Annotated in this window: 10 protein-coding genes; all 10 read right to left on the reverse strand. The window is 65.7% G+C overall.

The features are described 5' to 3' along the window. Positions 1 to 146 precede the first annotated feature (146 nt). Positions 147 to 1,580 carry a heavy metal sensor histidine kinase gene (locus QME24_RS13500; protein WP_192441691.1) on the reverse strand — a complete coding sequence of 478 codons (1,434 nt, stop codon included), beginning with the start codon at positions 1,578 to 1,580 and terminating at the stop codon, positions 147 to 149. Next, positions 1,555 to 2,229, reverse strand: coding sequence for a heavy metal response regulator transcription factor (locus QME24_RS13505; RefSeq protein WP_054881694.1), 675 nt, complete (start codon positions 2,227 to 2,229; stop codon positions 1,555 to 1,557). The genes QME24_RS13500 and QME24_RS13505 overlap by 26 nt, the downstream gene beginning before the upstream one ends. 9 nt (positions 2,230 to 2,238) lie before the next feature. Further along, a complete protein-coding gene (locus tag QME24_RS13510; RefSeq protein WP_054881693.1) occupies positions 2,239 to 5,331 on the reverse strand; it encodes a multidrug efflux RND transporter permease subunit in 3,093 nt (1,030 codons plus the stop codon). Beyond that, a complete protein-coding gene (locus QME24_RS13515) occupies positions 5,328 to 6,491 on the reverse strand; it encodes an efflux RND transporter periplasmic adaptor subunit (RefSeq protein ID WP_192441694.1) in 1,164 nt (387 codons plus the stop codon). Before QME24_RS13515 ends, QME24_RS13510 begins: the two co-directional genes overlap by 4 nt. A 165-nt stretch (positions 6,492 to 6,656) precedes the next feature. Further along, the gene (locus QME24_RS13520) at positions 6,657 to 7,391 is read right to left on the reverse strand and encodes a YkgJ family cysteine cluster protein (protein ID WP_054905374.1); all 735 of its coding nucleotides are present in this window, start codon (positions 7,389 to 7,391) and stop codon (positions 6,657 to 6,659) included. Beyond that, the gene (locus QME24_RS13525) at positions 7,388 to 7,699 is read right to left on the reverse strand and encodes a hypothetical protein (RefSeq protein WP_009685180.1); all 312 of its coding nucleotides are present in this window, start codon (positions 7,697 to 7,699) and stop codon (positions 7,388 to 7,390) included. Before QME24_RS13525 ends, QME24_RS13520 begins: the two co-directional genes overlap by 4 nt. A gap of 87 nt (positions 7,700 to 7,786) precedes the next feature. After that, on the reverse strand, positions 7,787 to 8,686 hold the full coding sequence (locus QME24_RS13530) for a chemotaxis protein (RefSeq protein ID WP_029886117.1): 900 nt from the start codon (positions 8,684 to 8,686) through the stop codon (positions 7,787 to 7,789). 244 nt (positions 8,687 to 8,930) lie between these two features. After that, positions 8,931 to 10,115 carry an HlyD family type I secretion periplasmic adaptor subunit gene (locus tag QME24_RS13535; protein ID WP_029886116.1) on the reverse strand — a complete coding sequence of 395 codons (1,185 nt, stop codon included), beginning with the start codon at positions 10,113 to 10,115 and terminating at the stop codon, positions 8,931 to 8,933. Beyond that, positions 10,112 to 12,280 (reverse strand): type I secretion system permease/ATPase, encoded by a 2,169-nt coding sequence (locus tag QME24_RS13540; protein ID WP_054881692.1) that lies wholly within the window; start codon positions 12,278 to 12,280, stop codon positions 10,112 to 10,114. The genes QME24_RS13535 and QME24_RS13540 overlap by 4 nt, the downstream gene beginning before the upstream one ends. Beyond that, the gene (locus QME24_RS13545) at positions 12,277 to 13,713 is read right to left on the reverse strand and encodes a TolC family outer membrane protein (RefSeq protein WP_029886114.1); all 1,437 of its coding nucleotides are present in this window, start codon (positions 13,711 to 13,713) and stop codon (positions 12,277 to 12,279) included. Before QME24_RS13545 ends, QME24_RS13540 begins: the two co-directional genes overlap by 4 nt. Between the last annotated feature and the right edge of the window lie 17 nt (positions 13,714 to 13,730).

The raw sequence follows: 13,730 nt of genomic DNA on the forward strand, positions 1-13,730 counted from the left end.
TAGTCCTTTCATTGCACTTGATACAGAGCGAAGTGCGATAAGCACTGTTGCGCAAAAGGTAACGATATACGCAAAAAGCAATAGGGCTTTCGTTTGCAAGCCGCAGGCTAGACGCGGCCTTTGCAGCCCCGGCAATTGCCGCCCTGTCACTGAACCAGGGGCTGCTTCGCACCCCATCGCGACACAAGGCCGCTCCTACAGGTCGGGAGCTGGATACCGAATGTATTCGCCCCGGCTTCACTGCGCACGAACACGTCCCCGCCATGCATCAGCGCAATTGCCTTGACGATGGCCAGGCCCAAGCCATGGTTCCCGCCCCCGCTGTTGCTGCGCGCCGCATCCACCCGGTAGAAACGCTCGAACAGCAGCGGCAGGTGCTCGTCGGCAATCGCAGGTCCCGGGTTGCTCACGGCAATGCTGACCTGCTGCGGCCCGGGGACGATCCTTACCTGGATCACCTGGTGCGGCGCCGTATGCTGCACGGCATTGTTCAGCAGGTTGATCAACGCCCGGCGCAATTGGGCTTTTTCGATGGGAACCTGGGCATCGCCACTGACGCTGACGCTGACTTGCGCGTCTTCGAGAATGTAGTCAAGGTAGTCGAGTGTGGTCGCCACCTCTTCGGCCAGCGATGCCTGGGTCAGGGCAGTGGCTTTGCTGCCCTGGTCGGCACTGGCCAGGAACAGCATGTCGTTGATGATGCTGCGCAGGCGCTCCAGCTCTTCCAGGTTCGATTGCAGCACTTCGAAGTAGTGCTCGGCGCTGCGCCCGCGGGTCAGCGCCACCTGGGTCTGGCCGATCAGGTTGGTCAGCGGCGAACGCAGCTCGTGGGCAACGTCGGCATTGAACGCCTCCAGCCGTGAGTAGGCCTGGCTGACCCGGTCGAGCGCGGCGTTGAAGGCACTGGCGAACTGCGCCAGCTCAGGGGCCAGGGCCTGGGTTTGCAGGCGCCCGTCCAGGCGTGGCGGGGCCAGTGCCTGGGCCTCCCTGGAAAGCGCCAGCAAAGGGCGCAAGCCGATGCGCGCGACCCAGTAGCCCAACACCGAGGCCAGCAGCACGCCAAGCACCGCCAGCCCGATGATCGCCAGCAGCAGGCTGTGCTGGGCCTGCCAGAAGGTTTCGGTGTCGATGCCGATCATGAACCGCAGTGGCGGGCGCTGGCCTAGCGCCGGCAGCTCGCTGACCAGCACTTTGTACGGGTAGGGGTGGTCCGGCAGGCGCAGGTCGCGCATGCCCTGCGCGCCCTCGGCGAACTGGCGCACCCGCGCGCTGGGCTTGCCATATTCATAGCCGGGGTCGCTACCGACCACCCAGAAACGGATGCGCTTGTCTTCCTCGCTCAGCAGGTTCAGCTTGTTGATGATCTTGGCCCAGTGCTCGGGCGTGCCGTAGCGGTTGAGTGTGGATTCGAGCACGCTGAAGCGCGCCTCCAGCTCGGCTTGCGGCAACAGGTCGAGGCTGCGGTCGACCTGGCGATACAAGGCCGAGCCGATCAGCAGGAACACGGCCAACGCCACCAGGATGAACAACGCCGACAAACGCAGCGCAATGGAGTTACCCCGCACGGTTTTCCAGGACATAACCCATGCCTCGAATGGTGTGCAGCAGTTTCTGGTCGAACGGCCCGTCGAGCTTGGCCCGCAGGCGTTTGATCGCGACCTCGACCACGTTGGCGTCGCTGTCGAAATTGATGTCCCAGACCAGTTCGGCAATTGCCGTCTTCGACAGGATTTCCCCCTGCCGGCGGGCCAGCACGCTGAGCAGCGAGAACTCTTTGGCGGTCAGGTCCAGGCGCTGGCCGGCCCGCGTGGCCTTGCGTGCCATCAGGTCGATCCACAGGTCGGCCACCTGAACCTGCAGGGGCTCATGGCTGCTACTGCGGCGGGTCAGTGCCTGTAGCCGGGCCACCAGTTCCAGAAACGAAAATGGCTTGCCCAGGTAGTCATCGGCGCCTTCGCGCAGGCCACGGACACGGTCTTCGACCCGCTCACGGGCGGTCAGCATGATCACCGGGGTCTGCTTGCGCGCACGCAGGGCGCGGAGCACGCCGTAGCCGTCCAGCCCGGGCAGCATCACATCCAGCACAATGACGGCATAGTCGCCCTCCAGTGCCAGGTGCAGGCCATCGATGCCATCGCGCGCCAGGTCCACACTGAAGCCTTGCTCGGTGAGGCCGCGATGCAGGTAGTCGGCGGTTTTTTCTTCGTCTTCGATGATCAGCACACGCATGGTCTTGTCCTAACTGGCACTTGGCGCTGCCGCGCGGGCAGCCTGACGGCGATGGAACAGGCGCTCCAGGGCCAAGTATATGACCGGGGTGGTGAACAGCGTCAGCGCCTGGCTCACCAGCAGGCCGCCGACCACGGCAATGCCCAGTGGCTGGCGCAATTCGGCGCCGGTGCCAAAGCCGAACATCAGCGGTACCGCGCCGAGCAGCGCGGCCAGGGTTGTCATGATGATCGGCCGGAACCGCGTCAAACAGGCCTGATGAATCGCCTGCTCCGGTGAAAGGCCCTGCTGGCGCTGGGCTTGCAGGGCAAAGTCGATCAGCAGGATGCCGTTTTTCTTGACGATGCCGATCAGCAGCACGATGCCGATCAGCCCCATGATGCTGAAGTCCTGGCCCATGGCCCACAGCAGGATCAACGCGCCAAGGCCCGCCGAGGGCAGGGTGGAGATGATCGTCAGTGGGTGGACAAAACTTTCGTACAACACGCCGAGAATGATGTACACCGCCACCAGTGCCGCCAGGATCAGCCAAGGCTGGCTCGCCAGCGAGCTTTGGAAGGCCTGCGCCGCGCCCTGGAAGTTGCCGCTGATCGAATCGGGCATGCCCAGCTCGCGCTGGGTGCGTTCAAGGATGCTCACCGCATCGCCAAGGGCCACGCCCGGGGCCAGGTTGAACGACAGGTTGGCGGCCGGGAACAGGCCGTCGTGGCTGATCGACAGCGGCCCGGTGCTGGGCGGCGCCACATGGGCCACGGCCGCCAGGGGCACCATTTCATTGCTCAGGGGCGAACGCAGGTAGAAGTAGTTGAGGCTCTCGGCTTTACCACGCTGGCGCGGATCCAGTTCCAGAATGACCTTGTACTGGTTGGTGTCGGTCTGGAACTCGCTGATCTGGCGCTGGCCGAAGGCGTCGTACAGTGCCTGGTCGACGTCTGTAGTGGTCAGGCCGAAACGGGCGGCGGCCTGGCGGTCGATGTCGATGCGCGTGACGCTGGCCCCCAGTTGCAGGTCATTGGACAGGTCGCGCAGCGCCGGGTTGTTGCGCAGCCGCTCGGTCAGGCGCTGGGTCCAGAGGTTGAGCGCCTCGGCGTCGTTGCTCTTGAGCACGTACTGGTACTGGGTGCGTGAAGGGCCGGAGCTGAGGTTGATGTCCTGGCCGGCGCGCATGTACAGCACGATCCCCGGCACCTGGGCCAGCTTGGGGCGCAGGCGGTCGATCAGTTCGCTGGCCGAGACATCCCGCTCGCCACGGGGCTTGAGGGCAATCCAGAAACGGCCGTTGGCGATGGTCTGGTTGCTGCCGGTAACGCCCACCGAATGCGAGAACGCGCGCACCGCCGGGTCGGCACCGATGATTTTCGCCAGCGCCTGATGTTTCTCGATCATCGACGGGTACGACACATCCGCGGCCGCCTCGCTGGTGCCAAGGATGAAGCCGGTGTCCTGCAGCGGGAAAAAGCCCTTGGGGATGGCCACGTAGCCCACGACCGCCAGCGCCAGGGTCACTGCGAACATGCCCAGCGTCACGCGCTGGTGGGCGAGGGCACGGTCCAGGCCCCGCTCGTACCAGTTGACCAGGCGTTCGCCGAAACCGCCCTGGTGCCCGTCAGGTGGGCGGTGCATGAACAGCGCACACAAGGTCGGCGCCAGGGTCAGCGACACCACCACTGAAATCAGGATGGTGGATGTGGCGGTCAGGGCGAATTCCTTGAACAGCCGGCCAACCACCCCGCCCATGAACAGCAGTGGGATGAACGCTGCGATCAGCGACAGGCTGATCGAGACCACGGTGAAGCCGATTTCCCCTGCACCCTTGAGCGCTGCGGTACGGCTGTCGTCGCCGGCTTCCAGGTGGCGGTGGATGTTCTCCACCACCACGATGGCATCGTCCACCACGAAACCCACGGAAATGACGATGGCCACCAAGGTCAGGTTGTTCAGGCTGAAGCCCAGCACGTACATCAGTGCGCAACTGGCGATCAGCGATACCCCGAGTACGCTGGATACCACCAGCGTCGCCGACCACTGGCGCAGGAACAGCGCCATCACCCCGATGACCAGCGCCACGGCGATCATCAAGGTCAGTTCCACCTCATGCAGCGAGGCGCGGATGGTTTGCGTGCGGTCCTGCAGCACCGACACCTCTACCGAGGCCGGCAGCATTTCCTGCAGCTTGGGCAGCGCGGCCATGACCCGGTCCACGGTGTCGACGATATTGGCGCCGGGCTGGCGGAAGATCACCAGGTTCAGCCCCGGCTGGTCGCCGGACCAGGCCTTGACGTAGGCGTTTTCCGCGCCGCTGACGACCGTGGCCACGTCGCGCAGGTACACCGGGCTACCGTTGCGGTACGAGACGATCAGTTGCGCGTAGTCCTCGGGGTGGAACAGCTGGTCGTTGGCGGCCAGGGTCGACACGCTGTGTTCGCCGTACAGGGCGCCCTTGGCCAGGTTCAGGCTGGTTTGCGCAATGGCCTGGCGCAGGTCGGCCAGGGTCAGGCCGATGGCGGCGAGTTTTTCCGGCTGCGCCTGCACGCGGATCGCCGGGCGCAGTTGCCCGGTGATGTTGATCAAGCCGACCCCTTCGATCTGGCTCAACTGCCGAGCCAGCAAGGTTTCGGCGTAGTCGCTGAGGTCGTTGCCGGGCATCTGGCTGGAGCTGACTGTCATCACCAGCACCGGGCTGTCGGCCGGGTTTACCTTGCGCCAGGTGGGCGGGTTGGGCAGGTCTTGCGGCAGGCGCGCAGTAGCGGTGTTGATCGCCGCCTGCACTTCCTGCGCGGCCGTGTCGATGTTCTTGTCGAGGGTGAACTGCAGCACCAGGGTGGTCGAGCCCAGCGCGCTGCTGCTGGTCATCTGGGTCATGCCGGGGATGGCACTGAATTGCACCTCCAGCGGCGTTGCCACCGACGAGGCCATGGTTTCCGGGCTGGCGCCGGGCAGTTGCGCGGTCACCTGAATGGTGGGGAAATCGGCCTCGGGCAAGGGGGCCACCGGCAGCCGTGGGAAGGCGATGGCGCCCAACAGCACCAGGGCGAAGGTCAGCAGCAAGGTGGCGATGGGGTGGTCGATGCACCAGGCCGAAACACCGTTGCGCGTGTTCATGGCTGGCTCCGCTGGTCTGCCATGGCCGGGGCTGTAGGCGCAGCGGGGCTGACCTCTACCCGTGAACCGGGCTTGAGCCGCGACTGGCCATCGAGCACCAGGCGCTCACCCGGCTCGACCCCGGCAATAACGTTCAGCTCGCTGTCCTGGTACAGCACCTTGACCGGCACGCTGGTGACCTTGTCGCCGTCCAGGCGGTAGACGAAGTGCCCGTCCACCCCACGTTGCAACACCGGCGGCGGGACCACCAGGGCGTTTTCCTGCAGGGCGGTGCGCAGGCGGACGGTGACCAGTTGCCCCGGCCACAGGCGGCCGTCCTTGTTGTCGAATTCGGCTTTGACCCGCACGGTGCCGGTGGTGGCGGAAACCTGGTTGTCGATCAGCGCCAGGTGGCCTTCGCCAAGCAGGCTGCGTTCGCCGTCAGCGTCCATGTACGCCTGCACCAGCGCAGGTGCCGGTGCCGTGAGCAGGCGTTGCAGGGTTGGCAGCATTTGCTGGGGCAGGGCGAACTCGACGGCGATCGGGTCGATCTGCGTCACGCTGAACAAGCCTTGCGTGTCGCTGGTGCGTACCAGGTTGCCCGGGTCGACGTTGCGAATGCCCACCCGGCCAGTCACCGGCGAGCGGATTCGGGTATACGACAGCTGCACCTGGGCGTTGGCGATGGCTGCCTGGTTGCCTTTGACGGTGGCCTGCAACTGGTTGACCAGTGCCTGTTGCTGGTCGAGCTGTTGCCTGGACACGCCGTTATCGCGGCTGAGCAGGCGGTAGCGCCGCAAGTCCACTGCCGCCACCTGGATCTGCGCCTGGCTTTGGCCGAGCAGGGCGCGCGCCTGGTCGAGCTGGGCCTGTATGGCGCGGTCGTCGAGGGTGGCGAGCAAGTCGCCCTGCTTGACCCACTGGCCTTCCTTGACCAGAACCTGGGTCAGTACCCCCTCGACCTGCGGGCGCACCTCGACGCTGTGCAGCGACAGCACCGAACCGATGGCGCTGGCGTAGCGGGGTACGTCCCGTTGGACGACGGTTACCACCCGCACCGGGATGGCCGTTTGCGAGCGGGCGGCGGGGGCAGGCTGGCGCTGGGTGTACCAAGTTCCCGCTGCTACCAGGATGAGCAGTACCAAGGCGGCAAGCAAGGCAGAGCGGAACGGACGTCGCATTGGTGCGGGCACCTTGGCCAATGGGGAGGGTGGTCAGTCATTCCATCTTATAGCCGCCGAACCGGGTCGGCAGCGTGACCGCTGGCTGACAACCGTGTCAGTTTCAGATAACCGGCTGCACGGTCTGCTCCCTCGCGGGTGAACCCGCCCCCACCACCTGCAGGGCTAGAAACCGATAAAGGCGTAATACACCGGGGGCTCGTTGGTGGTGTGCAAACCCTGCCCCTGCAAGCCCGCCGCCAGCGTCTCATCCTCCACATGCAAGGTCCACTGTGTACCGTCATCATCCGGCACCTGCGCCAGCGCCCCGGCAAACGCGCCCATGTCCGGCAGGTAGGCGGTAAACCCGTTGCCCTTGAGCGCACTGGTGGTCATGCCCAGTGCCTGGCACACCGCCACCTTGGCGCCAATGTCGTCACGGTCGGCCTGGCGCGAAGCCTGCACCAATGCCTCCAGCCCGGCATCCACCAGTTGCGTGCCGTGAAGCAGCGCAGGCCCCTGCTGCCAGGCTTCTGGCGGGCAGTCCTTGGCCTCTGGGCGCAGGGGGAGGTGCGGGTTGATTTCCACCGGGTAGATGCGGCAAACCAACGGCCGTTGCTCATAGATGCTGCAGCGGTCGTTGTCGTCCAGGTTGCGGCAGCGGCCGGGGTTGAACGCGGCAAAGGTCACCGACACCCGCGCCTGGCCATTGCCGCAGGCTACCGGGTACGACCGGCGCAGCACATGCTCACGTTGCTCCACCGGCATGCCCGGGCCATCGGTGACGAAGGCTTCGATCAGCACAACCACCTGACCGCCGTCATGTGCCCAGCGGCCTGCCTCGGCCAGGGTCAGGGGGACATGGTGGCCGCTGCAGCACTTGCCGCATCCGGTGCAGCCAAAACGCAAGGTGGCGGTCACTTGGCTTGCGGGCTCCATTCGCTGACGAAGGCACGCTGCTGTTGGCGGTCGTACAGGCACAGCTCGGTGCCAGTGCGCTGCTGCATGTGCTTCTGCGGGTAGACACCTTCGACCAGCAAGGCACTCATGCCTACCTGGTCATCGAATTCGGCGGGCTTGCCGCGGGCGTGGGCGTCCTTGAACTGGCTGGCCGCCAGGCAGGCTTTGAGCATCTGCTGGCGCTGCGTGTTCCAGGCCTGGCTGCTGGAAGCCTGGGCGATACCGCTGAAAAGGGCGCAGCCGATCAGGATGGAGCTGAGATACTTCATGGCGGGTTCCGGCAAATTTTTTGCGAGGGCCCGAATTATGCCCGACTTGCCCCCGGCAGCAAGCCGGGGAGTTTGTCGCTGAATATATCAGTGCTCGGCGAACACCACGGCACGTGCTGCCACCACCAGACAATCGGTCAGCTCCGGCGAGGAAAACTTGGTGAGGATGGCATTCGCCCCGGCCTGGGTTGCCTTCTCGCTGCTCATGGCGCTGTCCAGCGAGGTGTGCAGCAGCACGTACAGGTGCTGGAAGTCGGGGGTTTCACGCAGGGTTCGGGTGAAGGCGTAGCCATCCATCTCGCTCATTTCGATATCGGAGACGACCACGTTGATCTCCTGTGCAGTGCCTTGCAGTTCCAGCAGCACATTGATCGCGTCCTTGGCGCTGCGCGCGGTGTGGCACTCGATGCCCAGGTTGCGCAGGGTGTGCACCGACTGCTGCAGGGCCACCTGGCTGTCGTCCACCACCAGGATATTGGTGGCGGCCAGCAGGCTGGCGTCTTCTGCGCTTACTGAGCCGCGCGCCGGCTCTGGCGCAGGCGGGGCAATGCCGTGGATGACCTTCTCGATATCCAGCACCTGCACCAAGGAGTTGTCGACGCGGGTAACACCGGTGATGAACGAGCGGTTGCCCGAGGCATAGGGCGGCGGTTTGATGTCGGTGCTCAGGCAATGCACGATGCGGCTTACGGCCTGCACGTGCAGGCCCTGGCGCGAACGGCTGATCTCGGTGACGATCAGGCAACCGCCTTGCGGGTCCTCCAGCGGCTGCTCGCCGATGGCACGGGACAGGTCGATGACCGACAACGAATGGCCACGCAAGGTGGCTACGCCTTTCACGTGGGGGTGCGACTCGGGCAGCTTGGTCAGCGGCGGGCAGGGGATGATCTCGCTGACCTTGAGCAGGTTGATTGCCATCAGCTTGCCGCTGCGCAGGGTGAACAGCAGCAGCGACAAGGAGTCCGCGCGGGCTTTTTGCGTGGCCATGGTGACCTTCGGTGGGAAACGGGGGGATAATCGGTTATCGGCCAGGTCAGGCTGGGCTTTAGGGCGCAATCCGCCGCAGATCAAGAAGGCTGAGCAACCCTGTAGGAGCGGCCTCGTGTCGCGAAAGGGCTGCAAAGCAGCCCCGGGGTTTCAGCACAGATGCACAAACTGCAGGGGCTGCTTTGCAGCCCTTTCGCGACACGAGGCCGCTCCTACAAGGGCCAGCGCTTGGCAGCAGTGTGGATCAGCGCTCGCGCAGGGCCTCCTTGGCCCGGTTCAGCGGTTTGATCAGGTAATCGAGTATGGTTTTTTCGCCAGTGCGGATATCCACTGTGGCAATCATCCCCGGGACAATCGCGAAGTGCTTGCCGGCCTTGTTCTTCAGGCTGTCCTGCTCGGTACGGATGAACACGCGGTAGTAGTAGATTTCCGGTTTCACCTCGTCTTGCAAGGTATCCGGCGAAATACCCACCACCTTGCCATCCAGCCCGCCATACACCGAATAGTCATAGGCACTGATCTTGACCTTGGCCGCCTGGTCCGGGTGGATGAAGGCAATGTCGCGCGGGGCGATGCGGGTTTCGATCAGCAGGCGCTCGTCCATCGGCACGATTTTCATCACCTGGCCACCGGGTTGTACCACGCCGCCCAGGGTGTTCACCTCGATGTCCTTGACGATGCCGCGCACCGGCGAACGCAGGGTCAGGCGGGTGAGCGAGTCGCTGCGCCCGCGGATTACCTCTGACAGGCTGTCGGCCTCGGCGCTGGCCTTGGCCAGCTCCTCCCGGGCGCGCACCAGGTAGTCGGACCGGGCCTCGTTGGCTTTGAGTTCAAGCTCCGAACGCTGGCGGTTCAGGCGGATGACCTCGACCCGGCTGGAGGCGCCCATTTTCGCCAGGTTTTCGGTGATCTTCAGCTCACTGCGCACCAGCCGCAGCGAATCCTCGATGCCGGCCAGGGTCTGCTCCAGGCCACGGCGGCGGGTCTGGTACAGCGCCGTTTCCGCTTCGATCAGTTCGGGCGAGTCGCGCAGGCTGGCCGGGAAGGCCAGCGGTTTGCCGGTCACCTCGGCCTGCAGCCGGGCCTGGCTGGCCTTGGCAGCGCGGTACTTGGCCTCGCTTTCGCCCACGCTGGAGGCGGTCTTGGTCGGGTCCAACTGGGCCAGTACCTGGCCGCGCTCGACCAGGTCGCCTTCGGCCACGTTCATCTGCGCGACGATCCCCCCTTCGAACGACTGGATCACCTGCTCCCGGGAGCTGGGGATGACCTTGCCGGTACCGGTGGAAACCTCGGTCACCTCGAACCAGGCGGCCCAGGCCAGGAACGCGGCCAGCATCAGTGCGCTGAGGGTGATGAGGCGCCCGGCGCGGAAAACGGCCCGGTCGTCCTGCCCGTCCAGGTAGGACGCCGGGAGTTCGTGGTTGCTCATGCCTGCGCTCCTTGCAGTTTGGCCAATGCGGCATCGCGGGTGTCATCGATGACGATGCGCCCACCGTCGAGCACCACAATGCGCTCGACCCGTTGCAGCACGCTCAGGCGGTGGGTAGCGATCACCAGCGTGCGGCCCTGGCAGAAGCGCTCCAGGTTATCCAGCAGTTTGCGCTCGGTCATGTCGTCCAGCGATGCCGTAGGTTCATCCAGCAGCAGCACCTGTGGCTGGCGCACCAACAGGCGCGACAGCACCAGTGCCTGGCGCTGGCCGCCAGACAGGCCCAGGCCGCCTTCGAGGATCAGGTGGTCCATACCCTTGGGCAGGCGGCGGACAAAGTCCAGCGCCCCGGTGGCAGCCAGCGCGGCCACCAGTTCCTGGTCGCTGGCCTGGCCGGCACCGAGGGTCAGGTTTTCCCGCAGGGTGCCGTGGAACAGCCGCGCGTACTGCGGCAGCAAGCCTACGTCGCGGCGCAGGTCGGCAGGGTCGAGGTGGGCCAGGGCGATGCCGTCCAGGCTGACCTCGCCCTGTACCAGGTCCATGGCCCCGCCCAACGCCTGCAGCAGGGTGGACTTGCCCGCGCCGTTGCGGCCGAGCACTGCAATGCGTTCGCCCGGCTGAATATCCAGTTGGCCAATGTTGAGCACCGGGGGAGATTCTTCGCTGTAGCGGAAGTTGGCCTGGCGCAGGCGGTATTCACCGCGGATTGCCGGCAGGTGCACGCGCGCTTCGCCTTCGGGGTGGTCGACCGCCGACTGCATCAGTTTGTCCAGGCCTTGCAGGGCGACCTTGGCCTGCTGCCAGCGGGTCAGCACATGGGTCAGCTGGGCCAGCGGCGCCATCATTCGCGACGACAGCATCGACGCCGCCACCAGGCTACCGGTGGTGAGGTCGCCGGCGATCACCATCGGTGCACCGACCACGATGACCACGGCAAACACGGCACCTTGCACGTTCTGGGTCCAGGTCACCAGGCCGTTGGTGAGCGTGCGCAGGCGCAGGTTGGTGTGTGCACAGGCTGCGTTGTACTGGTTCCACTGGCGCTCGAAGCGTGCTTCGGCCTGCAGCGCCTTGATTTCGTCCAGGCCCTGGATGCTTTCCACCAGCATGGCGTTGCGCAGCGCCGACTCGCGCATCGAGGCGTTGGCCAGCCGCGCCAGGCGCCGCTGCGCCAGTAGGCCTGGCAGCAGCATGGCCAGCAGCGCCACCAGCGGAATGAACACCAGCACGCCGCCGATCAGCCAGAACACGAACAAGAACAGCAGGAAGAACGGCAGGTCCGCCAACGCCGTGGCAGTACTGGAGGTGATCAAATCGCGGATCGACTCCAGCTCGCGCAGTTGCGAAATGAACGAACCGGTGGACTTCGGCCGCACCGAGTTGCGCAGGCGCAAGGCATGGCCATAGACCAGGTCACTCACCCGCAGGTCGGCGCGCTTGCCGAGCAGGTCGGTGACCTTCAGGCGCAGCAGGCGCATGCTGAAGTCGAACACCAGCGCCAGCACCACGCCGCCGAACAGCACGTACAAGGTGGGCAGTGATTCTGCCGGGATCACACGGTCGTAGACCTGCATCGAAAACAGCACCCCGGCCAGCGCCAGCACGTTGGCCACCAGCGAGGCGACCATCACCTGCCCATAGGGGCGCAGGTCGCGCAGCACGATACGGGCGAACCAGTGGCGGTCGTAGGGGGCGGTGTAGTCATCGGTGCGTACATCGCGCAGCGGCCGCGCCGGGCGCAACAGCGCAACCCGGGTGATGCGGCCCTTGAGCGTGTCGCGGGGCAGGCGAGTGGTCAGGCCCTGGTCACCGGCGAACACCACCGCCAGGTCATCTTCTTCGGTGACTGCCTCGACCACGGCCAACTGGCCATCGTCCAGCTCCAGTACCAGCGGTGTACGCCATTGCCGCAGGCCCTTGGCATCGAAGCGCACGAAGCGCAGTGCCAGGCCGGCCTGGCGGGCCATGTGGCGAAGAATTTCGTCCAGCGGCCGGGCATCCTCCACCGCCGCCAGGCGAATACGCTGGGGCGACACGTCCAGGCGGTAGTGGTGCGCCACCTGCAGCATCACCTCCAGCCACGGCCCCAGGTCTGGCCGGTGGGCCGCCTCCGGCGCTGCTGCCGCTGGCTGGGTGGGCAGGGTTACATTGATCGAATCGCTCATGGCTGGATCTCCACACCTTGCAGGTTGCGCCCCTCAAGGCCAAAGGCCGCGCGCAGCGCGCCGGTGTTGTACAGGCAGTCGACATCCAGGCGCAGCAGGTCGGAGCGGGTGCCGGCAAGTTCGAACCGTGACTGGTAGATCTCCTGCTCGGCGTTGAGCAGGTCGAGCAGCGGCCGTGTGCCCAGGTCCAGATACTGGCGGCCATAGAGCATGCGCGCCTCCTGGATGCTGACCTGGCGCGCTTCCAGCGAACTCAGCCGGCGGCCCAGCCCGGAGGTTTGTGCCTGAGCCTCGGCCAGGCCACGCCGTGCCTGCAGGCGCGCGGCATCTTCGGCGGAGTCGGCGGCGCTCAAGGCGTGGCTGGCAGCGCGGCTGCGGGCGCTGATCGCACCGCCTTGGTAGATCGGTACCTCGACGTTGAGGTAGATGCCCGCCTGGGTGCGGTCCATGCGTGAGTTATCGCGGTTGTAGTCGTTGTCCAGGTAATGGTTGACCTGGGGCTGCAGCGACACGGTCGGGTAGGCCTCGGCCTTGGCCTGGGCCAGCTCTGCCTGGCCTTGCGCACGCTGGGCCAGGGCCATCAGCACGGCCGGCAGGCGATCATCGCCTTGCGCAGGCCGCTTGCAGGCCTGGTTCAACGCCGCAGGCGACTGCTCGGCCAGGGCCGGCGGGGTCACGCGGCCCATCAGCGCGGCCAGGGTGGAGCGCCAGCGCTCGTATTGCGACTGATATTCCTCCAGGGTGGCGCGGGCGCTTTCCACGCGGGATTCGGCCTGTACCACGTCGGAGCGGGTGCTGGCGCCCATGTCGCTACGCTGGCGAGCCATCCCGGCAATGTCGCCCACGCCGCGGATCTGCTCGCGGGCAATGGCCATCAACTGTTCGTAGCGGCGGGTTTCGATCCAGGCATAGGCAGTGTCACGGGCCAGGTCGTCCACCACCAGCAGGATATTGGCCTGGGCCCGCGCGGCGGCGGCCTGCGCCGCGTTGACGGCGCTGTCGACCTTGCCGAAATCGTAGAGCATCTGCTTGAGCGACAGGTTGAGGGCCTGGCTGTTGCGATCGCCCCCGTAGCCGGTGTCATAACCGGTGCGGATACCGCCGGAAATCTGCGGGTAGTAACCCGCGCGGGCGACGTTGATGCCTTCGCCCTGTTTGTACAGGTTGCCGATCGCTTCGGCGATGCTGGGGTGCCATTGCGCGGCCTGCAACACCGCCTCGGTCAGGCCCAGGCGCTCGCCACTGGCGACCGGGGCCATGCCGGTCGGTGGCCGCGCAGGCACCGCCGCGGGCGCATCGCGTAGCAGCGATGGCCCGATGTGGCGCAGGTGGGGGTCTATATCATCGGCTGCCTGGGCAACCGGTTGGAGATTCAGGGCCAGGAGCCCGCAGGCTCCAAGCAACAACGGTGACAGCGGACTGCTTCGCTTCACATAGTTCCCTTACTGCT

Origin of the sequence: Pseudomonas sp. PARCl1 (assembly GCF_947311875.1) — a bacterium.
Classification (GTDB): domain Bacteria; phylum Pseudomonadota; class Gammaproteobacteria; order Pseudomonadales; family Pseudomonadaceae; genus Aquipseudomonas; species Aquipseudomonas juntendi.

Coding starts and splice junctions, on each gene's coding strand:
- QME24_RS13525 (WP_009685180.1), bottom strand. CDS start 7,699: ATGAAGTATCTCAGCTCCATCCTGATCGGCTGCGCCCTTTTCAGCGGT.
- QME24_RS13530 (WP_029886117.1), bottom strand. CDS start 8,686: ATGGCCACGCAAAAAGCCCGCGCGGACTCCTTGTCGCTGCTGCTGTTC.
- QME24_RS13540 (WP_054881692.1), bottom strand. CDS start 12,280: ATGAGCGATTCGATCAATGTAACCCTGCCCACCCAGCCAGCGGCAGCA.
- QME24_RS13505 (WP_054881694.1), bottom strand. CDS start 2,229: ATGCGTGTGCTGATCATCGAAGACGAAGAAAAAACCGCCGACTACCTG.
- QME24_RS13535 (WP_029886116.1), bottom strand. CDS start 10,115: ATGAGCAACCACGAACTCCCGGCGTCCTACCTGGACGGGCAGGACGAC.
- QME24_RS13500 (WP_192441691.1), bottom strand. CDS start 1,580: ATGTCCTGGAAAACCGTGCGGGGTAACTCCATTGCGCTGCGTTTGTCG.
- QME24_RS13515 (WP_192441694.1), bottom strand. CDS start 6,491: ATGCGACGTCCGTTCCGCTCTGCCTTGCTTGCCGCCTTGGTACTGCTC.
- QME24_RS13510 (WP_054881693.1), bottom strand. CDS start 5,331: ATGAACACGCGCAACGGTGTTTCGGCCTGGTGCATCGACCACCCCATC.